Annotated in this window: 18 protein-coding genes and 2 pseudogenes; 7 read left to right on the top strand and 13 right to left on the bottom strand. The window is 72.4% G+C overall.

Annotated elements, in window-relative coordinates; all coding sequences use genetic code 11:
* The first annotated feature begins 82 nt into the window (after positions 1-82).
* Positions 83-946 carry a phosphatidylinositol-specific phospholipase C/glycerophosphodiester phosphodiesterase family protein gene (locus tag LN251_RS34650; RefSeq protein ID WP_458248092.1) on the top strand — a complete coding sequence of 288 codons (864 nt, stop codon included), beginning with the start codon at positions 83-85 and terminating at the stop codon, positions 944-946.
* 102 nt (positions 947-1,048) lie between these two features.
* Positions 1,049-1,243: a hypothetical protein gene (locus LN251_RS34645; RefSeq protein WP_458248091.1), complete on the top strand. Its 195-nt coding sequence runs from the start codon at positions 1,049-1,051 to the stop codon at positions 1,241-1,243.
* A gap of 12 nt (positions 1,244-1,255) precedes the next feature.
* On the opposite strand, the gene LN251_RS34640 is transcribed toward LN251_RS34645, so the two are convergent.
* The 3 genes from LN251_RS34640 to LN251_RS34630 all read right to left on the bottom strand — a co-directional run bounded on the left by LN251_RS34640 (position 1,256) and on the right by LN251_RS34630 (position 3,510).
* Positions 1,256-2,494: a phosphodiester glycosidase family protein gene (locus LN251_RS34640; RefSeq protein WP_458248090.1), complete on the bottom strand. Its 1,239-nt coding sequence runs from the start codon at positions 2,492-2,494 to the stop codon at positions 1,256-1,258.
* A gap of 75 nt (positions 2,495-2,569) precedes the next feature.
* A complete protein-coding gene (locus LN251_RS34635) occupies positions 2,570-2,929 on the bottom strand; it encodes a DUF779 domain-containing protein (protein ID WP_458248089.1) in 360 nt (119 codons plus the stop codon).
* Positions 2,930-2,994: 65 nt separating this feature from the next.
* Complete coding sequence (locus tag LN251_RS34630) at positions 2,995-3,510, bottom strand: GNAT family N-acetyltransferase (RefSeq protein WP_458248088.1); 516 nt, start codon at positions 3,508-3,510, stop codon at positions 2,995-2,997.
* Positions 3,511-3,691: 181 nt separating this feature from the next.
* On the opposite strand from LN251_RS34630, the gene LN251_RS34625 reads away from it, so the two are divergent.
* From LN251_RS34625 to LN251_RS34610, 4 genes are all read left to right on the top strand, one after another.
* On the top strand, positions 3,692-5,767 hold the full coding sequence (locus LN251_RS34625; protein ID WP_458248235.1) for a molybdopterin cofactor-binding domain-containing protein: 2,076 nt from the start codon (positions 3,692-3,694) through the stop codon (positions 5,765-5,767).
* Positions 5,768-5,788: 21 nt separating this feature from the next.
* Positions 5,789-6,250 (top strand): (2Fe-2S)-binding protein, encoded by a 462-nt coding sequence (locus LN251_RS34620; RefSeq protein ID WP_458248087.1) that lies wholly within the window; start codon positions 5,789-5,791, stop codon positions 6,248-6,250.
* 79 nt (positions 6,251-6,329) lie between these two features.
* On the top strand, positions 6,330-9,704 hold the full coding sequence (locus tag LN251_RS34615; RefSeq protein WP_458248234.1) for a pyruvate carboxylase: 3,375 nt from the start codon (positions 6,330-6,332) through the stop codon (positions 9,702-9,704).
* 371 nt (positions 9,705-10,075) lie between these two features.
* Positions 10,076-10,564, top strand: a complete 489-nt coding sequence (locus LN251_RS34610) for a DUF1360 domain-containing protein (RefSeq protein ID WP_458248086.1) — start codon at positions 10,076-10,078, stop codon at positions 10,562-10,564.
* A 24-nt stretch (positions 10,565-10,588) separates the two neighbouring features.
* Here the strand turns inward: LN251_RS34610 and LN251_RS34605 are convergent, their stop codons facing one another.
* The 4 genes and pseudogenes from LN251_RS34605 to LN251_RS34590 all read right to left on the bottom strand — a co-directional run bounded on the left by LN251_RS34605 (position 10,589) and on the right by LN251_RS34590 (position 13,476).
* Positions 10,589-11,059, bottom strand: a complete 471-nt coding sequence (locus LN251_RS34605) for a nucleotide triphosphate diphosphatase NUDT15 (RefSeq protein ID WP_458248085.1) — start codon at positions 11,057-11,059, stop codon at positions 10,589-10,591.
* A pseudogene (locus tag LN251_RS34600) lies at positions 10,999-11,639 on the bottom strand (beta-galactosidase). The gene LN251_RS34605 and the pseudogene LN251_RS34600 overlap by 61 nt, the downstream one beginning before the upstream one ends.
* A gap of 142 nt (positions 11,640-11,781) precedes the next feature.
* Positions 11,782-12,156, bottom strand: a pseudogene (locus tag LN251_RS34595) (substrate-binding domain-containing protein); the annotation flags it as partial.
* A gap of 162 nt (positions 12,157-12,318) precedes the next feature.
* Positions 12,319-13,476 (bottom strand): FAD-dependent oxidoreductase, encoded by a 1,158-nt coding sequence (locus LN251_RS34590; RefSeq protein ID WP_458248084.1) that lies wholly within the window; start codon positions 13,474-13,476, stop codon positions 12,319-12,321.
* A gap of 57 nt (positions 13,477-13,533) precedes the next feature.
* Between LN251_RS34590 and LN251_RS34585 the strand changes: the two genes are divergently transcribed.
* Complete coding sequence (locus tag LN251_RS34585) at positions 13,534-14,220, top strand: TetR/AcrR family transcriptional regulator (RefSeq protein ID WP_458248083.1); 687 nt, start codon at positions 13,534-13,536, stop codon at positions 14,218-14,220.
* Positions 14,221-14,304: 84 nt separating this feature from the next.
* On the opposite strand, the gene exaC is transcribed toward LN251_RS34585, so the two are convergent.
* From exaC to LN251_RS34555, 6 genes are all read right to left on the bottom strand, one after another.
* Positions 14,305-15,828: an acetaldehyde dehydrogenase ExaC gene (exaC, locus tag LN251_RS34580; RefSeq protein WP_458248082.1), complete on the bottom strand. Its 1,524-nt coding sequence runs from the start codon at positions 15,826-15,828 to the stop codon at positions 14,305-14,307.
* A 123-nt stretch (positions 15,829-15,951) separates the two neighbouring features.
* Positions 15,952-17,217 carry a GAF domain-containing protein gene (locus LN251_RS34575; protein WP_458248081.1) on the bottom strand — a complete coding sequence of 422 codons (1,266 nt, stop codon included), beginning with the start codon at positions 17,215-17,217 and terminating at the stop codon, positions 15,952-15,954.
* 167 nt (positions 17,218-17,384) lie between these two features.
* On the bottom strand, positions 17,385-17,984 hold the full coding sequence (locus LN251_RS34570; RefSeq protein WP_458248080.1) for an N-acetylmuramoyl-L-alanine amidase: 600 nt from the start codon (positions 17,982-17,984) through the stop codon (positions 17,385-17,387).
* Between the two features lie 40 nt (positions 17,985-18,024).
* Positions 18,025-19,038, bottom strand: coding sequence for an acetamidase/formamidase family protein (locus tag LN251_RS34565; protein ID WP_458248079.1), 1,014 nt, complete (start codon positions 19,036-19,038; stop codon positions 18,025-18,027).
* Entirely contained in the window at positions 19,035-19,997 is a 963-nt protein-coding gene (locus LN251_RS34560) for a hypothetical protein (protein ID WP_458248078.1), read from the bottom strand. Before LN251_RS34560 ends, LN251_RS34565 begins: the two co-directional genes overlap by 4 nt.
* 349 nt (positions 19,998-20,346) lie before the next feature.
* The gene (locus LN251_RS34555; RefSeq protein WP_458248077.1) at positions 20,347-21,555 is read right to left on the bottom strand and encodes an ROK family protein; all 1,209 of its coding nucleotides are present in this window, start codon (positions 21,553-21,555) and stop codon (positions 20,347-20,349) included.
* Positions 21,556-21,562 lie beyond the last annotated feature (7 nt).

Here is a 21,562-nt window from a genome sequence, read left to right as displayed (position 1 = left end):
CTCCTGGCACGTACAGATACTTTGGGGCTTCGGCGGCCCCATACTCCCTGTGGTTCCGACCCGCCCCACAGGGAGGCAGACCATGGCCCTCGTCACCCGCCGCAGAGCCCTCACCGCCTTCGGCGCCACGCTCGCCGCCGTCCTCGCCCCGCCCGCCGGCAGCGCCTTCGCCGCCCAACGGCGGCACCGCAAAGCCCCGTTGTGGCGCGCCCACGCCCACAACGACTACGAGCACCCCCGCCCCCTCTTCGACGCCCTCGACCACCGCTTCGGCAGCGTCGAGGCCGACATCTTCCTCGTCGACGACCAGCTCCTGATCGGCCACACCGAGAGCGACCTCGACCCGACCCGCACCCTGGAATCGCTCTACCTCGACCCGCTGGCCGCCCTCGTCAAGGCCAACCACGGCTCCGTGTACCGCGGTTACCGCAAGCCGCTGCAGCTGCTGATCGACATCAAGACCGAGGGCTCCTCGACCTACCTCGAACTCGACCGTCACCTGCGGCGCTACCGGCACCTGTTCACGACCTGCGCCCACGGCCGCGTGTACCCCGGAGCGGTCACCAACGTCATCTCCGGCGACCGGGCCGCCCGTATCCCGATGGAGGCGCAGAGCGTGCGCCGCGCCTTCTACGACGGCCGGCTCACCGACCTCGGCACCGCCGCGCCCGCCTCCTTCATCCCGCTGATCAGCGACAACTGGCAGCTCAACTTCACCTGGCTCGGCGCGGGCGCCTTCCCCGACGCCGAGCGGCAGAAGCTGCGCGCCCTCCTCGCCCAGGCCCACGCGGCCGGACAGAAAGTCCGCTTCTGGAACACCCCGGACCTGCCCGGGCCCGCCCGTGACGCGCTGTGGTCCGAACTGCTGGACGCCGGCGTCGACTACCTCAACACCGACGACCTCGCCGGCCTCGAATCCTTCCTCGACGCCCACCGGACGGCGTAGAACCACACGTTCGGCGGACAGGTCAGCCGTGCCGACCGGCCCTCCGCTACGCCACACTTGCGGCCTAACGCCGCGAAACGGGCGTGGCGGAGGAGGTTGACGATGGCGATTTCCATCTCTGTGGTGCTGCTGCTCCTGATCCTGGCGGTGATCTTCCTGCGCAGCGGCGGGCTGAAGTTCTCCCATGCCCTGGTCTGCGCGCTGCTCGGGTTCTTCCTCGCCGGCACGAGCGTGGCGCCCACGATCCACAGCGGCGTCACGGCGACCGCCGGCATCCTCGGCAGCCTGCGGCCCTGAGCCGGCCCGCGGTCAGGGCGTCGTGAACACCCCGATGCCGTTCGGCACCGGGCGTTCCGCGTCGCCCGAGGGATGGTTGCGCACGGTCACCGTGCTCGCGCCCGGAGCACGCGCGACCAGCGTGGTGGAACCGCCGCCGTCCAGACTGAAGGCATCGCTCGCCCCCAACTCGCGCATTTCCTCCGCGACTTCGGCGATGGTCAGACCCTTGCGGTAGTCGGGCGCGCCGTCCAGTGCGAACAGCAGCAGCCGCCTGCCGCCGTCCGTGATGCCGACGGCCGTGCGGACGGCCGAGGTGGTGCCGTCCAGTCCGGGCAGCGGCTGTCCGCGCCGGAGCACGGGATAGCCGCCGAGGGCGAAGCGGTAGGCGACCTTGGAGCGGGTCGCGACCAGGCGATGCGTCACCTTCACCGGCTCGCCCTCGGCGAGTTTCCGCAGCTGCCGGGCGCCCTCCTCGCGGCCGACGAGCACCGTGGTGCCCGCGGCGACGGGCCCCTGCCCCGGGGTGTCGGCCGCCGCCACGACCCGGCCGCGGCGGACGGTGACCTCGTAGGTGTCCGTGCTGCACGCGGCGCCCCGGTCGGTGTCCGTGCCGCAGGTCGCGCGGACCCGGGAGGCCGCCCCCCAGTCCGAGGTGAACGCGCCGATCGAGTTCTCGGGCAGCGCGAACTGGTTGAGTCCGCGCAGCGGCAGGCGTCCGGCCGGGGTGCGGATCGTGCCCTCCAGGGCGAGGCCGTCCAGCCGGGCCCTGCGGTCGACGCCCACGCCGAACACGTCCTCGGTGCTGGTGCCGGGCGGCAGGGCGGGGCCGAAGCGCTGACCGTCGGGCACCGCCCCCTTCAGGACGTGCCCCGCGGCGATCGCGGGTCCGTCGGTGGCGCCGGTCGCCTCGACACCCGGGTGCTGGGTCTCCGAGATGTTGAAGAAGTCGCCGTTGACGCCCGCGACGGCGCCCTGCGCGTCGGCCAGCCGCGAGACCGTGGCCCGGGCGGCGACCGCCCCCGGATACAGCAGGCCGAGCCGTACGCGCGGATCGCGCAGGTCGACGGTGAGCAGGTGCGCGTGGGCCGGCCCCTTGCGCCCCCTGAGGTCGAACTGCCGGTAGGTGACGCCCGGCGCGATCGCGGTGGCGCCGGACGCGGCGCCGGCCGGTGCCGCCCCCACCAGGGCCGCACCGGCCAGCGCGCCGAATGCCGTGACGAACGAGAGTACGGATCTGCCTGCTCTGGAAAGCTTCTGACGGCGCGTCACTGTGCCCCCTGAGGTCTCGTCAACTCTTCGAACGCTCAGGGGAAGTGCAGCAGACCGCGGTGGTCCGCGCAGCGACTACGCGTCGACTACGCGAGAACGGGTGAGAAAACGCACCCCCTCGGGTGCCTCCAGCGAGAAACCGCTGCCGCGGCCGGTGACGACGTCCACGATCAGCCGGGTGTGGCTCCAGGCCGCGTACTGGCCGCGGGACATCCAGAACGACACCGGCTCCGGCACCCCCTCCACCTCCAGCTCCGCCAGCAGCACGTCGGAGTCACCGGTGCGGAACTCGCCCTCCGGGTAGCACATGGGCGCGCTGCCGTCGCAGCAGCCGCCGGACTGATGGAACATCAGCGGACCGTGCGTGGCCCGCAGGGCACGCAGCAGGTCGGCGGCGGCCGGGGTGAGTTCGACGCGCGGGATCTCCTCGTCCATGCCGGCCAGAACACCACGGGCAAGGTTGCGAGAGGGTTGCGCGGCAGCAGGGGCCGCGGCAGTGGCTAGGGAGCGGCCCAACACCCCAGGGACACCAGCTGGTCCGGCGCCCAGCGCCGCTCCACCACGGCCAGCAGCTCCCAGCCGAGCCGCTCGTACAGGGCCGTCGCCGCCGTGTTGGAGACGACGACGTCGAGCACCGGATGCAGACCGCGCGCCCGCGCCTCCGCGACCGCCCGGGCCATCAGTTCGGCGCCGAGACCGTGCCCGTGCGCGGCGGGCGACACGAACAGGCGCCCCACCACGGCGGTGTCGGCCACACCGACCCCGGCGCGGGCGCTCCACAGGCCGGGCGCCACATCGCCGCCGTCGGGCCGAGACAGCTCCACGTGCCCGACGACACGGCCGTCGAGTTCGGCCACCCAGGCGGCCTCCATCGAACGCGGGGTGAGCCAGCGAGCGGGGTCCGGCGGCCAGTTGACCGGGTAGCCGCTGTGCCGGTGCACGGCGGCGAGAGCCGCCACACAGGCGTCGAGATCGTGGTCGGCGCGCCGCCGGACGCGGGATTCGTCGGTCGTCATGATCGGCCAGTATCCCGTGGGCCAGCAGAGGCCACAGAGTCGCCGGTGGCGGGAAGGGAACCCACAGGGCGGCCGGCCCCTCCTATCGGTTGACGCAGTGGCCGACCCGATCGAGGAGTGTCTGTTGGACGGCATCGACGCCTCCACCGCCGGACCGCGCACGGTCTCCCGCCGCCGGTTCATGGTGTACTCCCTGTCCACGGCCGGCCTCGTCGTGGCCGCCCCGCTCGGCTGCGACACCTCGACGGCCCAGGGGTCCGAACCCGCCCGCGCGCCGGCCGACACGGTGGTGACCGGTACCGACGACGAGATGCTGGTCCTGGAGGTCACCCGGGAGAACAAGGTGGTCGTACGACTGCCCCGGGTCGAGGTCGGCCAGGGCATCACGACCGCCGTCGCCATGATGATCGCCGAGGAGTTGGACGCCCGCCTCGCCGACGTCGACATCCCCCTCGCGGACGCGCGGACCAAGGGCAACCAGAACACGGGCGGCTCGGACTCCGTCCGCTCGCTGTACGACCCGGCCCGCCGGCTGGCGGCCACGGCACGCGCGCGCCTGGTGACCGCGGCCGCCCGCCGCTGGCGCGTCCCCGCCTGGAGCCTGCGCACCGAGGACACCAAGGTCATCGCCCCGGACGGGCGCACCGCCACCTTCGGCTCGCTGAGCGCGTCCGCCGCCCGGGTGCGCCGCACCGCGGTGTCCGACCGGCCCAAGCCGGCCTCCCGGCACCAGCTGATCGGCCGGCCCACGAACCGCGTCGACGGCCGCGACATCGTCACCGGCAAGGCCACCTACGCCGGCGACCTGCACGTGGCCGGGGCGAAGCCGACGGTGGTCGCCAGGCCGCCGACGTTCGGGGGGAAGGTGGTCACCGTCGACGACCGGGCCGCCCGCGCCCTGCCGGGGGTCCACGCGGTCGTACGGGTCCCCGGCGGGATCGCCGTCGTGGCCGAGACCTTCCACCACGCCTTCCAGGGCCGCGACGCCCTGAGGATCAAGTGGGCGCCGGGCCCGCTGGGCTCGCTGTCCGACGCCGGCATCCGCGCCCGGCTCAAGGCCGCCGTCCCGAAGCTGGGCACGCCGCCGCGCGGGTCGAAGCAGGTCGAGGGCGAGTTCGAGTTCGCCTTCGTCAGCCACGCCCCGATGGAGGTCCTGACCGCCATCGCGGACGTGCGCGCCCACCGGGCCGAGATGTGGTTCTCCGCCCAGGGCCCCATGTCCGCCCGCGACGACATCGCCTCCGCGGTCGGCCTTCCGGCCTCGGCGGTCACGGTCCACGTCATGCGCGGCGGAGGCTCCTTCGGGCGGCGCCTGACGCATGAGGCCGCCGTCGAGGCCGCCCTGATCTCCAAGGCGGCCGGCCGGCCGGTCAAGCTCATGTGGAGCCGCAACGACGACACCCGCCACGGCCGGATGCGCCCGGCCACCCACCACCGCGTCCGCGCCAGCCACAAGGACGGCCGGGTCGTCGCCTTCGCCCACGCCATGGCCTCCGTCGACGAGTCCTACGGCAGGAAGGGCGGCGCCCAGCAGGCGCTCTTCGTCCGGCCGGCGGCCCGCCCCGCCCCCAGCGACTCCGGGCTGTACAACTTCGGCCGCCTGTCCGGGGATTCGGGTGGCGTCGAACTCGCGATTCCGGTGGGTGCCTGGCGTTCGGTGGACTCCGGGACGATGCGCACCGCGGAGGAGATCCTCGTCGACGAGATCGCCGGGAGCCTGGGCGTCGACCCGGTCGCCTTCCGCCGTACGACCCTGCGGAGCAAGGCGGTGCGGGCCGTGCTCGACAAGGTCGCCGAGGCCGGGAGCTGGAACGCGCCGCTGCCCGCCGGACACGGGCAGGGCGTCGCCGTCCACGAGGAGTACGGGTCCTGCGTGGCCTGCCTCGCCGAGATCGACGCCACCGACCCGGGGAAACCGAGGGTCGTCAAGGTGGTGATGGCCGCCGACGTCGGCACCGCCGTCAACCCGCGCGGCCTTGAGGCCCAGCTCATGGGCACCGCCGTCGACGGGATCTCCACGGTGCTGAGCGCCGGGCTGCACATCGACCGGGGCGCCGTCCGCGAAGGCAGCTTCGCCGACTTCCACTGGGCCCGCCAGCGCAACGCCCCCCTGCACTTCGAGGCGCACATCATGCCGTCCACCGCCGAGCCCGGCGGCGCGGGCGAACTCGGCGTGCCCGCCGCCTCCGGGGCCGTCGCCAACGCCTACGCCCGGGCGACCGGCACCAGGCCCCGCCGCTTCCCGCTGAACTTCTGAGACCCTTTCGAGAAGGTGCCGATGCCGTCCTACTCCTTCGTCCTCAACGGCGAGAAGGTCACCGTCGAGGCCCCGGCCGACATGCCGCTGCTGTGGGTGCTGCGCGACCTGCTGCACGTCACCGGCCCCAAGTACGGCTGCGGTGTCGGCGTCTGCCGGGCCTGCACCAGCCATCTCGACGGCGAGGAGATCCAGCCCTGCGTCGTCAAGGTCAAGGACTGCGCGGACCGCGAGGTCACCACCATCGAAGGCCTGGCCGACGGCGACACCCTGCACCCCGTGCAGCAGGCCTGGCTCGACTGCGACGTCTCCCAGTGCGGCTTCTGCCAGCCCGGGCAGATCATGGCCGCCGTCGCCCTGCTGAAGAAGACGCGCCACCCCACCGACGAAGACATCGACGGCATCGAGAACGTCTGCCGCTGCGGCACCTACGCCCGCATCCGTGAGGCGATCAACAAGGCGGCCACGAAAATCACTCCCTGAGTGGCCCGGGTCACATGGCCACGGGCGCATGGCACCGACACCATGGGGGACGTTCGTCGGCAGGCTGAAGGGAGCGGTGATGTTCCGCAAGGTGCTGGTCGCCAACCGTGGTGAGATCGCGATCAGGGCGTTCCGCGCCGGCTATGAGCTGGGCGCGCGGACGGTCGCCGTCTTCCCGCACGAGGACCGCAACTCGTTGCACCGGCTCAAGGCCGACGAGGCCTACGAGATCGGCCAGCCGGGCCACCCCGTGCGCGCCTACCTGTCGGTCGAGGAGATCGTCCGCGCCGCCCGCCGGGCCGGCGCGGACGCCGTCTACCCCGGCTACGGCTTCCTGTCGGAGAACCCCGAGCTCGCCAAGGCCTGCGAGGAGGCCGGCATCACCTTCGTCGGGCCGAGCGCGCAGACGCTGGAGCTCACCGGCAACAAGGCCCGCGCCGTGGCCGCCGCCCGCGCGGCCGGCGTGCCGGTTCTCGGCTCCTCCCAGCCCTCCACCGACGTCGACGACCTCGTGCGCGCCGCCGAGGAGATCGGCTTCCCGGTGTTCGTGAAGGCGGTCGCGGGCGGCGGCGGGCGCGGCATGCGCCGCGTCGAGGACCCGGCCGCACTGCGCGAGTCCATCGAGGCCGCGTCCCGCGAGGCAGCCTCCGCCTTCGGCGACCCGACCGTCTTCCTGGAGAAGGCCGTCGTCGACCCCCGCCACATCGAGGTGCAGATCCTCGCCGACGGCGCGGGCGACGTGATCCACCTCTTCGAACGCGACTGCTCCCTCCAGCGCCGCCACCAGAAGGTCATCGAGATGGCGCCCGCGCCCAACCTCGACCCGGAGCTGCGGGACCGGATCTGCGCCGACGCGGTCCGCTTCGCGCGCGAGATCGGCTACCGCAACGCGGGCACGGTCGAGTTCCTCCTCGACCGTGACGGCAACCACGTCTTCATCGAGATGAACCCACGCATCCAGGTCGAGCACACGGTCACCGAGGAGGTCACCGACGTCGACCTCGTCCAGGCCCAGCTGCGCATCGCCTCCGGCCAGACCCTCGCCGACCTCGGCCTCTCCCAGGACACGGTCAAGTTGCACGGCGCGGCCCTGCAGTGCCGTATCACCACCGAGGACCCCGCCAACGGCTTCCGCCCCGACACCGGCCGCATCAGCGCCTACCGCTCGCCCGGCGGCTCCGGCATCCGCCTGGACGGCGGAACCACCCACGCCGGGACGGAGATCAGCGCGCACTTCGACTCGATGCTGGTCAAACTCACCTGCCGCGGACGGGACTTCAAGGCCGCGATCGGCCGGTCCCGGCGCGCCGTCGCCGAGTTCCGCATCCGTGGCGTCGCCACCAACATCCCCTTCCTGCAAGCCGTGCTGGACGACCCGGACTTCCAGGCCGGGCGGGTGACGACGTCGTTCATCGAGGAGCGCCCGCACCTGCTGACCGCCCGTTCCTCGGCCGACCGCGGCACCAAGCTGCTCACCTACCTCGCCGACGTCACGGTCAACAAGCCGCACGGCGAGCGGCCCGAGCTGATCGACCCGGACACCAAGCTGCCCCCGCTGCCGGCCGGTGAGCCCCCGGCGGGCTCCCGCCAACGGCTCGTCGAGCTCGGCCCCGAGGGCTTCGCCCGCGCCCTGCGCGAGTCGCCGACCATCGGCATCACCGACACCACCTTCCGCGACGCCCACCAGTCGCTGCTCGCCACCCGGGTGCGCACCAAGGACCTGCTGGCCGTCGCGCCGGTGGTGGCCCGCACGCTGCCCGAGCTGCTCTCCCTGGAGTGCTGGGGCGGAGCGACGTACGACGTCGCCCTGCGCTTCCTCGCCGAGGACCCCTGGGAGCGGCTGGCCGCCCTGCGCGAGGCCGTCCCCAACCTCTGCCTGCAGATGCTGCTGCGCGGCCGCAACACGGTCGGCTACACCCCGTACCCGACGGAGGTCACCGACGCCTTCGTGCACGAGGCCGCCGCCACCGGCATCGACATCTTCCGCATCTTCGACGCCCTCAACGACGTCGGCCAGATGCGCCCCGCCATCGACGCCGTGCGGGAGACGGGCACCGCGGTCGCCGAGGTCGCCCTCTGCTACACCTCGGACCTGTCCGACCCGAACGAGCGCCTGTACACGCTGGACTACTACCTGCGGCTGGCCGAGCAGATCGTCGCGGCCGGCGCGCACGTGCTGGCGATCAAGGACATGGCCGGTCTGCTGCGCGCTCCGGCCGCCGCGAAGCTGGTCTCCGCGCTGCGCCGCGAGTTCGACCTGCCGGTCCACCTGCACACCCACGACACGGCGGGCGGCCAGCTCGCCACCTACCTCGCCGCGATCCAGGCCGGCGCGGACGCGGTGGACGGAGCGGTCGCCTCCATGGCGGGCACCACCTCCCAGCCGTCGCTGTCGGCGATCGTCGCCGCCACCGACCACTCCGAGCGGCCCACCGGGCTCGACCTCCAGGCCGTCGGCGACCTGGAGCCGTACTGGGAGAGCGTCCGCAAGATCTACGCCCCCTTCGAGGCGGGCCTCGCCTCCCCGACCGGACGCGTCTACCACCACGAGATCCCCGGCGGGCAGCTCTCCAACCTGCGCACCCAGGCCGTCGCGCTCGGCCTCGGCGACCGCTTCGAGGAGATCGAGTCGATGTACGCGGCCGCCGACCGCATGCTCGGCCGGCTGGTCAAGGTCACCCCGTCGTCCAAGGTGGTCGGCGACCTCGCCCTGCACCTCGTCGGCGCCGACGTCACCCCGGAGGACTTCGAGGCGACGCCGAACAGGTTCGACATCCCCGACTCGGTGATCGGCTTCCTGCGCGGCGAGCTGGGCACCCCACCCGGTGGCTGGCCGGAGCCCTTCCGCAGCCGGGCGCTGGAGGGCCGTGCGGAGCCCCGGCCGGTGCAGGAGCTGACGCCGGAGGACCGCGAAGGCCTGGCCAAGGAGCCCCGCGCGACCCTCAACCGGCTTCTCTTCCCCGGCCCTACGCGCGAGTTCGACAGCCACCGCCAGACCTACGGCGACACCAGTGTCCTGGACAGCAAGGACTTCTTCTACGGTCTGCGCCCGGGCAAGGAATACGCCGTAGACCTCGAACCCGGCGTCCGGCTGCTCATCGAGCTGGAGGCCGTCGGGGAGGCCGACGAGCGCGGCATGCGCACCGTGATGTCCACGCTGAACGGCCAGCTGCGGCCCATCCAGGTCCGCGACAAGGCGGCCGCCTCCGACGTCCCGGTCACCGAGAAGGCCGACCGGTCCAACCCCGGCCACGTGGCGGCGCCGTTCGCCGGTGTGGTCACGCTCGCGGTCGCCGAGGGCGACGAGGTCGACGCGGGCGCGACCGTGGCCACGATCGAGGCGATGAAGATGGAGGCCGCGATCACCGCGTCCCGGGCGGGCCGGGTGAACCGGCTGGCGATCAACCGGATCCAGCAGGTGGAGGGCGGCGACCTCCTGGTCGAGATCGGCTGAGACGACACCAGGACAGCGTCACCGCGCCGGCGGCGCCTGCGACGACGGGCGCCGCTCAGTGCCGGGGTCCGGTGCGGTCAGGAGTCGCGCAGGGTGCTGTGCCGTGGGCGGACTCCGGGCGCTTCTCCGAGGTGATCGGGCCCTGCGGGCGGAGCTGGCCCGGCGCGCAACGCGCCCGAACCGACCTGCGTGGGCGCCGACCCGCGCGCGAGGGCTGATCTTCCGGCCCACGCCGCGCGGTTCCGGGGGCGGGAGCGCGCGGGGGAGGAGGGGGTGGGGAGCCCGTGTTCCTCTCTCGCGTGTGACCTGCACCGACCTGGGAACCCGGGGCGCGCCCGAGGCAGGGAGCACGGGTGGTCCAGGGAGGTTCCATGAGCGGGCAGACCGCGCAGTACGACGACGGGGGCACCCCTCTCGCGGGGTACGCAACCCTCGCCGCCGCCTTCACGGCCGGTGTCACCGCCTTCGCCGCGTTCGTACGGCGGCGCGGGATCCGGCCGCCCCGTGAAGTCCCGCCCTGGGACGTCGCCCTCATGGGCGCGGCCACGTACAAGGCGTCCAGGCTGTTGACGAAGGACGAGATCACGAGCTTCGTCCGGGCGCCGTTCGCCCGCCGCAGCGGCGAGGGCGAGGGCCCGGAGGTCATGGACGAACCGCGGGGCCACGGCGTGCACCGCGCCGTCGGCGATCTGGTGACCTGCCCGTTCTGCACATCCGTCTGGGCGGCCGGCGTGCTGGTGTGCGGGTACACCGTCGTGCCCCGCGCCACCCGGCTGGTCTGCGCGGGACTCGGCGCCGTGACCATGGCGGACTGGCTGCAGTACGCCTGGACCTGGACCCAGCAGGCGGCCGAGGACTGAGCACCCGCCCCCGGCACGCTCCCGTCAGCCGGAGGACAGCGGGTAGCGGTGAACGGGTGGCAGGTCCCGCAGGACGCCGGGCCGGAAGACATCGATGACGTGCGCGCTCGGTGTGAACAGGGGTTCGGTGAGGACCGGAAGGCGGTCGACGTCGTGCCACTCCCAGCGCTGGACCAGGTGCGGTTCGGTGACGGACGGTTCGCCCTGGTACGCCGTGACGTGGACGGCGGCCGTGAGGCGGGGCATCCCGTCCACGCTGTCCATCAGCAGGGCCAGCAGCCGCACCCCGTCGCGGTCGGCCTTCAGCCCTGTCTCCTCCTCCAGCTCCCGCACGGCCGTGTCGCGGAAGTCCTCGCCCGGCTCGTTCTTGCCGCCGGGCAGCTCCCACACCCCGCGGGTCGACCAGCCCAGCAGGAGGCGACCGGCCGGATCGGTCACCACGACTCCGGCGCCGGTGAGAGCGTGCGGCGAAGGCCGTCCCTTGTCGGCGTACATGAGCCTCCCTGCCCGGTGGGTCGGCCCCGCGCCGGGCCGGTCGACGAGTGCCTACCCAGCGCGGACCCTTGGGAACTCGCCAGGTCGGCCCAGGTGGACAGGCGATGTGACCAGTAGACCAGGCCCCACTCGCGGTTCAGGGTCTCGACGTCGCCGTACTTGTGCCGCAGATGGTCCAGGAAACGCTGGAAGACGCCGTGGTCGTGCAGGAGTTCCGGGCCGGGTTCGTTGTCCACCTGGAAGCCGATGACCGCGGGACGGTCCGCGTACCGGCCGACGATCGCGCGGACGACCCGCTCGGCGTGGAAGCGGAACGCGGGGTGGGTGAGTCCACTTCCTGCCGGGCGCCCCAGCCGATGCGCTCGCCGGTGCGCCGTTCACCGGTGATCTCGGGGTACTGGCGGGCCGGCCACGGCGGGACGGCGTACGTCGGCGTGCCGAGGACGACGGAGATGCCGCGCTCGTGCGCGACGTCCGACACCGGCCGCAGCCAGTCGAGTTCGAACCGTCCGTTCTCCGGCTCCCAGGTCGACCAGACCGACTCGCCCACCCTGATCACGGTGAAGCGGGCCTCGGCCATCAGATCGAGGTCGGCCTTCAGGCGTTCGGCGGGGCGTGCGGTGCCGTAGGAGGGTCGGTACTCGTGGTAGTACGCGGCACCGAACAGGACGCGTGCAGGCAGAACCGCCATGAAGGGAACCTCCGAGACGAGGAAGGAGGGGTCAACGTCCGTTCGGCGGTGCGGTCGACGCGCGGACGATCAGGTCGATCGGCGAGCCGTCCGACGGCAGCGGGTCGGCCTGAGGGTTCTCGAGGGCGTGCACCAGACGCTTGAGTCCTTCCTGTGCCACGGCGTCGAAGGGTTGCCGCACCGTGGTCAGGGGAGGCGTCACATAGGCGGCGACAGGGATGTCGTCGAATCCGACGACGCTGACGTCCTCCGGCACCCGCCGTCCGGCCTCCGTCAGCGCGCGGATCAGGCCGATCGCCATGTCGTCGTTGGCGGCGAAGACCGCCGTGACGCCCGGATCCCGGGCGAACTCGCGTCCCGCCGCGTAACCGGACGCGGCGGACCAGTCGCCCTCGACGGGCTCGGGCCTGTTCGGCCCGCCGGAGCCGCCGCTCCGCCCTGTGCCTCGCGTCATGCTGCCTCCCGACAGGGCCCTGCCTGTCTAACCCCGCGCACCGTCTGACTGCGTAGTCATGTCTGCGCAGTCAGAGAGGTGGCGTCAAGGGTGCCGACACGTCGTCCCGGTGGGTCAGGAAGGCTGGACCTCTTCGAACAGGGTGAGGGCTTCGGCGGGGTCGGGGCTCACCAGGCGTTCCAGACCGGCCGTCGTGATCTTCGCCCACCTCTCGGCCCGGGCCCACATCCGTTCCTCGAAGGCACGGACGGTCGCGTCCAGATCGGCGGGCCCGGTGGCGCCCGCCTCGGTGAGTCCTATGGGTCCGGAGCCCGTGGCGATGGCCTCCGCGAGTTCGGCGCCCTCCAGCATCGCGAGGTTCGCGCCCGCGCCCAGCGGGGGCATCAGATGCGCGGCGTCGCCCAGCAGCGTCACCCCCGGGACGTGCGGCCAGGTGTGGGAGACCGGCAGCACGTACAGGGGGCGGTGGGCGAAAGCGGCGCCCTGGCGCAGGAGTTCGAGAACGGCAGGAGCCCAGCCCTCGTACAGGGTCAGCAGGCTCGATCGCACCGCCTCGGCGTCGGAAAGGTCGAGGCGAGCGTGCCAGTCCAGCGGCGCGCGGAACTGGGCGTACACCTTGACGTGCCCGCCGCTGTTGCGCTGGGCGACGAGCGTCCGGTTCACGCCGTACACGGCCATGGACCCCTCCCCGATCAACCGGGCGAGATCGGGGTGGCGGGTGTCGACGTCGTCCAGTGAGGTCTCCATCGCGGTGATGCCGGTGTAGTGCGGCGTCTTTGGCGAGACCGCCGGCCGGACCCGCGACCAGGCGCCGTCGGCGCCGACCACGAGGTCGAACGTCTCCTGCCGCCCGTCCGCGAAATGGACCAGTACGCCGTCCTCGGCCCCCGGCGTCACTTGCCTCACGCCCCGCCCCCACCGCACGTCGAGCGGGCCGAGCAGCAGGTCACGGAGCTGCCCGCGGTCGATCTCGGGGTTGGCCCGCTCGTCCGGACGCGGCCGCCAGTCGCGCAGGACCGTGCCGTCCGTGTCCAGGATGCGCATGGCCTGCCCCTCGGGACGGGACAGCGCCAGGAACTCCGTGAGCAGCCCCGCCTTGTCCATCGCGAGCTGGCCGAGCCCTTCGTGCAGGTCCAGTGTGCCGCCGGGTGGACGGGCGTCGGGGGAGGGGTCGCGTTCGAAGACGGTGACGGGGTGGCCGTGGCGGTGCAGCACCCGGGCGAAGGTGAGGCCCCCGGGACCGCTCCCGACTACGGCGATACGATGTCTCATGTCGATACACTGTATTTCTCGCTTACGATGCACCGCAAGCAACAGAACGGTGTGATCATGACTGTGTGGGACCGGCCCGAACCGCCGGCTCGCCCCGCGCCGCTCGACCGGGAGCGGATCGTCGCCGCCGCCGTCGCGCTGGCCGACGAGGGCGGCCTGGAGGCGGTGTCCTTGCGCAAGGTCGCCGCCCGGCTCAACGCCGGACCGATGCGGCTCTACGGCTACATCTCCACCAAGCAGGAGCTGTTCGACCTCATGGTCGACGAGGTCCAGGCCGGGATCCTCCCCGAGGAACCGCCCGGTGACTGGCGGGAGGCGTTGAGCACCCTCGCCCACCGCACCAGGCGGGCCGCCCTCCGGCACGAATGGCTGGCCGACCTGCTCGGCGGCCGCCCGAGCCTGGGCCCCAACGGGCTCGCCGTGACCGAGGCCACCCTGGCCGCCCTCGACGGTCTCGCCGACATCGACACGGTCATGCGCGCCGTCGAGACCGTCGGCGCCTATTTCACCGGCGCGATCCGGCGCGAGATCGCGAACATCCGTGCCGAGCGGGCCACGGGCCTGTCGAAACGGGAATGGCAGCGCGCCTCGGGCCCCCATGTGACGCGGATGCTGGCCACGGGCCGCTTCCCGGCACTGAGCAGGGCCGTGCACGACGGCACGGACGTGGACGCCGAGACCACCTTCACGACCGGCCTGGACTGGGTCCTCGACGCCGTGGCCGTGAAGCTGCAGGGCGCCTGACCCGGTGATCGGCGATCGACCGGGTCAGGCGCCTGGTGAGTACGGCTGTGGCTGCCGTGACGGCTGCGGCTGCGGCTAGAAGATCTAGAAGAAGCCGAGCTTCTTCGGCGAGTACGACACCAGCAGGTTCTTCGTCTGCTGGTAGTGCTCCAGCATCATCTTGTGCGTCTCGCGGCCGATGCCCGAACCCTTGTAGCCGCCGAACGCCGCGTGCGCCGGGTAGGCGTGGTAGCAGTTCGTCCAGACGCGGCCCGCCTGGATCGCACGGCCCGCCCGGTACGCCGTGTTGATGTCACGCGTCCACACACCCGCACCGAGCCCGTACAGCGTGTCGTTGGCGATCTTGATGGCGTCGTCGAAGTCGTCGAACGAGGTCACGGACACGACCGGCCCGAAGATCTCCTCCTGGAAGATCCGCATCCGGTTGTCGCCCTCGAAGATCGTCGGCTGGACGTAGTAACCGCCCTTCAACTCACCGTCGTACTCGATGCGTTCGCCACCGGTGAGGATCTTCGCGCCCTCCTGCCGGCCGATGTCCAGGTAGGAGAGGATCTTCTCCAGCTGGTCGTTGGAGGCCTGCGCGCCGATCATCGTGTCCGTGTCCAGCGGGTGGCCCGTCTTGATCTGCTCGGTCCGGGCGACCGCCGCCTCCATGAACTCGGCGTAGTGGCCGCGCTGCACCAGCGCCCGGGACGGGCAGGTGCACACCTCGCCCTGGTTGAGCGCGAACATCGTGAAGCCCTCGAGCGCCTTGTCCCGGAAGACGTCGTCGACCGCGGTGACGTCCTCGAAGAAGATGTTCGGGGACTTGCCGCCCAGTTCCAGGGTGACCGGGGTGATGTTCTCCGACGCGTACTGCATGATCAGACGGCCGGTCGTGGTCTCCCCGGTGAACGCCACCTTCGCCACCCGCGGGCTGGACGCCAGCGGCTTGCCCGCCTCCACGCCGAAACCGTTGACGATGTTGATCACGCCCGGTGGAAGCAGATCGGCGACCAGGCTCAGCCAGTAGTGGATGGACGCCGGCGTCTGCTCGGCCGGCTTCAGCACGACCGCGTTGCCCGCGGCCAGCGCCGGCGCCAGCTTCCAGGTCGCCATCAGGATGGGGAAGTTCCACGGGATGATCTGCGCGACCACCCCGAGCGGCTCGTGGAAGTGGTACGCCACCGTGTCCTCGTCGACCTCGCCGAGCGAACCCTCCTGCGCCCGGATCGCGCCCGCGAAGTAGCGGAAGTGGTCGATGGCGAGCGGGATGTCGGCGGCCAGCGTCTCCCGGATCGGCTTGCCGTTCTCCCAGCTCTCGGCGACCGCGAGCCTCTCGAGGTTGGCCTCCATACGGTCGGCGATCTTCAGCAGAACGTCGGAGCGCTGAGTCATCGACGTACGTCCCCACGCCGGAGCCGCCGCGTGCGCCGCGTCGAGCGCCCGTTCCACGTCCTCCGCGGTGCCGCGCGCGATCTCGGTGAACGGCTGCCCGTTCACCGGGGACGCGTTCTCGAAGTACTGCCCCCGGGCCGGCGGCACGTACTCGCCCCCGATGAAGTGGTCGTAGCGCGCCTGGTAGGAGACGATCGCGCCCTCGGTGCCGGGCGCCGCGTAACGGGTCATGCTGGTGCTCCTTCAGAAGCGCTGCCCGCCGTTGGGCAGCTTTCCTGCGGAGGCTAGGGACGGGGACGTTGCAACCACGTTGCCGGTCGGTCGAACGGGGGTCGCGGCCGGGGAGCTCGTCGGTCAGCGCGGGCGCGCCGTCGGTGCCGCCAGTTCCGTCTCCAGTGCCGTCAGCCGCGACCGTACCGCCGGCGTCGGGCGTACCGCGGCGAGCGCCCGCCACACGTCGAGGTCGTCCTCGCCCCAGGGCGCGTGCGCCCAGTCCGCGAGGAGGTCCGGGTCACGGCGGGCGATCAGCGCCGTGCGCAGGCCGTCGGCGAGGCGCTGCCTGAGCCGCACCACCGCCGGGGCGTGCGAACCGGGCAGCAGCGGTCCCGCGTACGCCCTCGCGGCCGCCGTGACCGCCCCTGTCTCCAGCCGTCGCTCGACCACGGCGACGTCGCACTCCACCGGTACCGTCAGCCGGTAGGGCCGCGAGGCCAGCAGCCCCGGTCCCAGGACCCTGCGCAGCCGGGCCAGTTCGGCACGCAACGTCACCGGCGTCACCGACTCGTCCTCGTACAGCGCGCACAACAGCTCGTCGCCGGTCAGCCCCTCCGGGCGTCGCGCCAGCAGCACGAGGATCTCGCTGTGCCGGCGGCTGAGCCGGATCCTGCGCCCGTCGATGCGGAACTGGGCCTCGTCCCGGCCCAGCACGGTCAGCTCGGGCGTGTCGGTGCCGGGACGCTCCGGCACGAGCAGCGCCAGCTGCGATTCGGCGGCCCGCGCCACGGCCTGCACGAAGCCCAGGCTGTGCGGATGCGCCAGCCCGTCGCCACCGGTGATGTCCACGGCGCCGAGCACCCGCCCGGTCCGCGGATCGTGCACCGGTGCCGCCGCGCAGGTCCAGGGCTGTACCCGCCGGATGAAGTGCTCGGCCGCGAACACCTGCACCGGCCGGTCCACGGCGACCGCGGTCCCCGGCGCGTTCGTCCCCATCGCGTTCTCCGCCCACCGGGCGCCCGGTACGAAGTTCATCCGTCCCGCGTGCCGCCGGGTCGTCGGATGGCCCTCGACCCACAGCAGCCTGCCGTGTGCGTCGCACACCGCCAGCAGATGCTCGCCGTCGGCGGCGAACGTCCCCATCAGCTCCCGGAACAGCGGCATCACCCGCGCCAGCGGATGCTCGGCCCGGTAGGCGCCGAGGTCGCCGTCCATCAGGTCCACGTCCGCCAGTCCGTCGGGTCCCACACCGGCCCGCGCCGAACGCCGCCACGACTCGGCCACGACGGAACGCACCGGGCGGGTCACGGTGCCCGCCTCGGTGAACGTCTCGTGCGCCCGGCGCAGCATCCGTGTGCGCTCGGTGAGGTCGGCCCCCGGCTCCAGGGCCACCCACGGATCGGTCAACTCGGCCTCCCCGGAAAACGATGCGGCTGGGGACATCGTCACTCGGGGTACGCGTCCCGACAACCGTTTCGACCACGATCACCCGGACGGCGCGCCGATCCCTCGTGCATCAAGCGAACAGGTCCCTCGTGCGTCGAGCCAGCCGAAAGGTGCGCCATCCCGCCGGATCACGCGAAGTTGACCATCCTTATAAAACGCGTCCAGTCCCAGTCGGGCCCGGGGTCGGTGTGGTCCGTGCCGGGAACCTCGTAGTGGCCGATGATGTGCGCCCGGTCCTTCGGGATACCGTATTTGGCGCAGACCGCCGCCGTCAGCTTGGCCGACTGCTCGTACAGGGCATCGGTGAAATAGGTGGGTTTGTCCACCCAGCCCTCGTGCTCGATGCCGATGCTGCGGGTGTTGTAGTCCCAGTTGCCCGCGTGCCAGGCGACGTCCTTCTCCCGGACGCACTGCGCCACGTGCCCGTCCGCCGAGCGCACCAGGTAGTGAGCGGACACCGCCTTCGTGGAGTTCTGGAAGATGGCGAGGGTGTCCGCGTAGGTCTCCTGGGTGACGTGGATGATCACGTAGTCGAGCGGATAGGACGTCGGCCGGTTGGACGCCGTGTAGTTGGAGGTCGTCGCGGGCTGCCATTCCGCTGTCGGGTAGTCGACGGCCTGTACGTCGGCGTCGGCCCGCGCGTCGGGCAGCAGCACGTACGGAACGGCGGCCAGCGCGGCCCCCTTGAGGAACCGTCTTCTGGAGATGCCGGGTCTTGCTCGCTCCATCGAGCCGTACCTTTCGTGTGGGGGGACGGGGTGGGCCCGCTCAGCGCCGCAGCGCGGCGGCGGTCTCGCGAAGCCGGGCGTGCATCCCGCGGTAAGTCTCGCGCTCGGGCAGCCACTGCTTGCGGATCTTGGCCACACACGTGTAGTTGGTGTCGCACACGTTGGCCAGCGGTGATTCCACCGCCTGGGTGGCGAACTGGTACGCGTCCAGCTCACTGAACCCGTAGTCGCGCACCAGCCACTGCACCAGGTCGAGCTGCGAGATCCGGAACGCGTCCTCGAGCGGGCGGGCCGAGCCGGTCGAGATGAGGTGCGTGTCCGACTCGATGCGCGGCCAGGGCGTGGCCACTCCCTTGAGCAGCTCGACGATCACCACGGTGTTCATGGCGCACTCGACGGCGACCCCGCAGGTCTCGCCCTCGCCCTGCCGGGCGTGCCCGTCGCCCAGACTGAGCAGCGCCCCTTCCACGTTCACCCCGAGATAGCAGGTGACGGCGGCCCGCATCTCCGGCGTGTCCATGTTGCCGCCGTGCGCGTCGGGCACCAGCGCGGAGCGGACCTCCAGGTTCGCGGGCGCGACGCCCACCGTCCCGTGCATGGGGTCGAGGGGCAGTTCGGCCTCGATGTCGCTGTCGTGCGCCCGGAACAGCGCCGTGCGCCGGGTGAGGTCGAGCTGCCAGATCCACACGGTCTCCGGCAGCGGCGGCTGCAGCGTAGCCGTGGCGTGGGTGGAGGTGAGCGCGCCGAACAGGGGCACGGTGGTCGACGCGGCCCAGTCGCGCGCCGGTTCGATCGACACGAAGTGCACGGCGACGGTGTCTCCCGGCTCGGCGCCCTCCACGTGGAACGGTCCGGTCTGCGGATTGAGGAACGGGAACTCGCAGACCTCGGACACCAGGTCCTTCTCGGACCGAACCCGCCCGGCGAAGCAGTCCTCCGTGTACAGGTCGAGGACCGTGCCGGGCGTCACGCGTGCCACGGGCGGTGCGCCGCCGAACGTCCAGGCGTACTCGCCCGGTTGGGGCCGGACGGTGAGGATGCGGGCGTCGCTCATCGGTGTGTCGCTCCGTTCTGCGCGGGATCGGCGGGATCGGCGGGATGGGTGGGGGCGGGTTCGTCGAGGTAGACGCGGGCGGTCTCGGCTATGCGCCCGGGATGGCGCCGCATCAGTACGACCAGCACCACGATTCCCGCGGCCATCCATATGCCGACTATCGGTCCGCCGTAGGACACCGGAGCGGTCAGTTGGGTGACGAAGTCGAAGACGGGCAGGCCGGCGGCGGTCAGCAACGCGGGAACGAACGCGGCGATACCCAGCGCGGGCAGCAGCAGATGCCGCACCGGCTTGAGCGATTCCCGCCCGCGACGCAGGAAGTAGCCCGCGCAGGCGAGGTTCACCACGATGTACACGCCGATCACGACGGTCACGATCAGCGTGGTGAGCAGCAGGAAGGCAGTCACCGGGTCGTAGCCGAGCCCCAGTCCGAGCACCGCACCGACCGCCACGGCACTCTGTACGGCGATGCCGGCGACGGGGGAGCGGTACCGCGGGTGGAGGACGGCGAAGCCCGCGGCCGTGATGACCGCTCCTCCCGCGAGGGCCCACGGCCACCACAGGTCCGCCGGGTACGAGGACCACTCCTGGTGCAGCGTGCCCGCCGTGGTGAAGCCGAGCTGAAGAAGCGGCAGGGGTGGGACGAGCGCCTCCACGAAGACGTACCCCCAGCCCACCAGGAACCCGACGACGGGGTGCAGCCCCTGTGCCGCGTACGTGGACACCGAGCCGGCCGCCGGGAGTTCCCGGGCCAACTCGGCCATGCGGGAAGCGGTGAACGGACAGGCGACCAGCGCGATCAGCACCGCGAGGGGCAGACTGCCTCCCGCGAACGCCGCGCCGGACGCAATGGACGCAGCGACCGCCGCGGCCGGGGCCATGGCCGTGATGCTCTGGGACAGCACCTCGCGCAGTCCGATCGCGTCGCGCCTGAGCCCCGCCCCCGATTCCCCCGACAAGTGAATCCCCCTTAACCCGCGCCGACTTGCCCGACGCCCTCGACACCGACGGCTGCGCCTCGCGTGATTCACGGTACGGCGCACTCGGGATGGGCAGAAGGGCATGGCGTGCTTCGGTGGACGACGCCGCGGATGTGGATAACTCGGCCACTCGAACGGGTGAAGCGGGCGTGATCCGGCACCCTCGGCGCGGTGGTTCGGGGCCGTGGACGGGGTGGCGCGGTCGGTCTACCGCGTTCCGCCACCGCCGCCGGTGCGGTGGTTCGGGCCCGGTGCCGCGGTCGGGTTCAGCCGTGGTCCGGCGCCTGGGCGATACCGCGGGCCAGTCCTCCGAGCGGCGCGATCGGGGTCACGCCCGCTCCGCCACCGCCGCCGGATCGTCGAGGACTGCCCGTACCACCGAGTGCGCGGCGCCCAGGAGCGGGCCCTCGGAACCGAGGCCCGACACCGTCACCGGGCAGGCGGGGCCGGCGGTGCGCCGGGCCAGCTCGGCCTCCAGCGACGGCAGCAGCCACGGCGCGAGTCCGGCCAGCGCGCCGCCCAGCACCACGCCCTCGGGATCCAGCAGGTTGACCGCCCCCGTCAGGGCTATGCCGAGTGCCTCACCGGCGTCGTGCAGGGCCCGCCGTACCTCGATGTCACCGTCGGCGGCCCGGTTCGCGAGCAGGCCGACGCGATCCTCGCCGGGTTCCAGTCCCGCCGCCCGCAGCACCGCCTCCTCACCGGCGTACTGCTCCAGGCATCCCCGGCCGCCGCAGGGGCAGGGGGGTCCTTCCGGACGCACCGGCACGTGTCCCAGCTCGCCGGCGAACCCACGAGTCCCGCGCAGCAACCCGCCGGCCACGACGACCGCGGCACCGATGCCGATCTCCGCGGACACGTGCAGGAAGTCGCGCGGCGTGCCCTCGCCGAGCCAGAGTTCGGCGAGCGCGCCGAAGTTTGCCTCGTTTCCGACGGTCAGCGGCCAGTCGGGCGGCAGCAGCGCGCCCAGGTCGGTGTCCTGCCATTCCAGGTTCGGGGCGCGGACGACGGTGCGGGCGTCGCGGGCCACCAGGCCGGGCACGGCCACCGCGAGCCCCGCGGGCCACAGCCTCTCGCCCTGTGCCTCTGCGACGACCCGGTGCACCAGTTCGGTGAGTTCCGCGATCACCGGCTCGGGGGAGCGGCCGCGGTTCGCGCCGTGGCGGACGGCCTTCGCCCGCACCTGTCCGCGCAGGTCGACCGCGCACACCGCGAGATGGTCGACACCGACCTCGGCGCCGATGCCGGCGGGGCCGTGCGCGCTGACGGCGAGTGCCGAGCCGGGGCGGCCCACCCGGCCGGGCCGCTCGGGGCCCAGCTCTTCGAGCAGGCCCGAGCGTATGAGCTCGTCGACGAGGCTCGACACCGCCGCCCGGGTCAGTCCGATGCGGGAGGCCACGGTGGCGCGGGAGAGCGGGCCGTCGGCGCTGACGGTGTGCATCACCCGGGCCAGGTTGCGGCGGCGCATGCCCTGCTGGGTGTCCGGCAGTGCCCGGCCGGGCCCGGCCGGGTGTACCTCGTGCAGCGGTGCGCTCATGCCCCCG

It is taken from the genome of Streptomyces sp. MAI_2237, from assembly GCF_054189285.1.
This window is presented reverse-complemented; position numbering and strand designations above follow the sequence as displayed.

What these genes read in the sequence shown, in the direction of transcription:
- LN251_RS34615 (WP_458248234.1), top strand. Translation starts at nt 6,330, where the DNA reads ATGTTCCGCAAGGTGCTGGTCGCCAACCGTGGTGAGATCGCGATCAGG.
- LN251_RS34650 (WP_458248092.1), top strand. Translation starts at nt 83, where the DNA reads ATGGCCCTCGTCACCCGCCGCAGAGCCCTCACCGCCTTCGGCGCCACG.
- LN251_RS34620 (WP_458248087.1), top strand. Translation starts at nt 5,789, where the DNA reads ATGCCGTCCTACTCCTTCGTCCTCAACGGCGAGAAGGTCACCGTCGAG.
- LN251_RS34645 (WP_458248091.1), top strand. Translation starts at nt 1,049, where the DNA reads ATGGCGATTTCCATCTCTGTGGTGCTGCTGCTCCTGATCCTGGCGGTG.
- LN251_RS34635 (WP_458248089.1), bottom strand. Translation starts at nt 2,929, where the DNA reads ATGGACGAGGAGATCCCGCGCGTCGAACTCACCCCGGCCGCCGCCGAC.
- LN251_RS34555 (WP_458248077.1), bottom strand. Translation starts at nt 21,555, where the DNA reads ATGAGCGCACCGCTGCACGAGGTACACCCGGCCGGGCCCGGCCGGGCA.
- LN251_RS34590 (WP_458248084.1), bottom strand. Translation starts at nt 13,476, where the DNA reads ATGAGACATCGTATCGCCGTAGTCGGGAGCGGTCCCGGGGGCCTCACC.
- LN251_RS34565 (WP_458248079.1), bottom strand. Translation starts at nt 19,038, where the DNA reads ATGAGCGACGCCCGCATCCTCACCGTCCGGCCCCAACCGGGCGAGTAC.
- LN251_RS34625 (WP_458248235.1), top strand. Translation starts at nt 3,692, where the DNA reads ATGGTGTACTCCCTGTCCACGGCCGGCCTCGTCGTGGCCGCCCCGCTC.
- exaC (WP_458248082.1), bottom strand. Translation starts at nt 15,828, where the DNA reads ATGACCCGTTACGCGGCGCCCGGCACCGAGGGCGCGATCGTCTCCTAC.
- LN251_RS34570 (WP_458248080.1), bottom strand. Translation starts at nt 17,984, where the DNA reads ATGGAGCGAGCAAGACCCGGCATCTCCAGAAGACGGTTCCTCAAGGGG.
- LN251_RS34585 (WP_458248083.1), top strand. Translation starts at nt 13,534, where the DNA reads ATGACTGTGTGGGACCGGCCCGAACCGCCGGCTCGCCCCGCGCCGCTC.
- LN251_RS34610 (WP_458248086.1), top strand. Translation starts at nt 10,076, where the DNA reads ATGAGCGGGCAGACCGCGCAGTACGACGACGGGGGCACCCCTCTCGCG.
- LN251_RS34605 (WP_458248085.1), bottom strand. Translation starts at nt 11,059, where the DNA reads ATGTACGCCGACAAGGGACGGCCTTCGCCGCACGCTCTCACCGGCGCC.
- LN251_RS34630 (WP_458248088.1), bottom strand. Translation starts at nt 3,510, where the DNA reads ATGACGACCGACGAATCCCGCGTCCGGCGGCGCGCCGACCACGATCTC.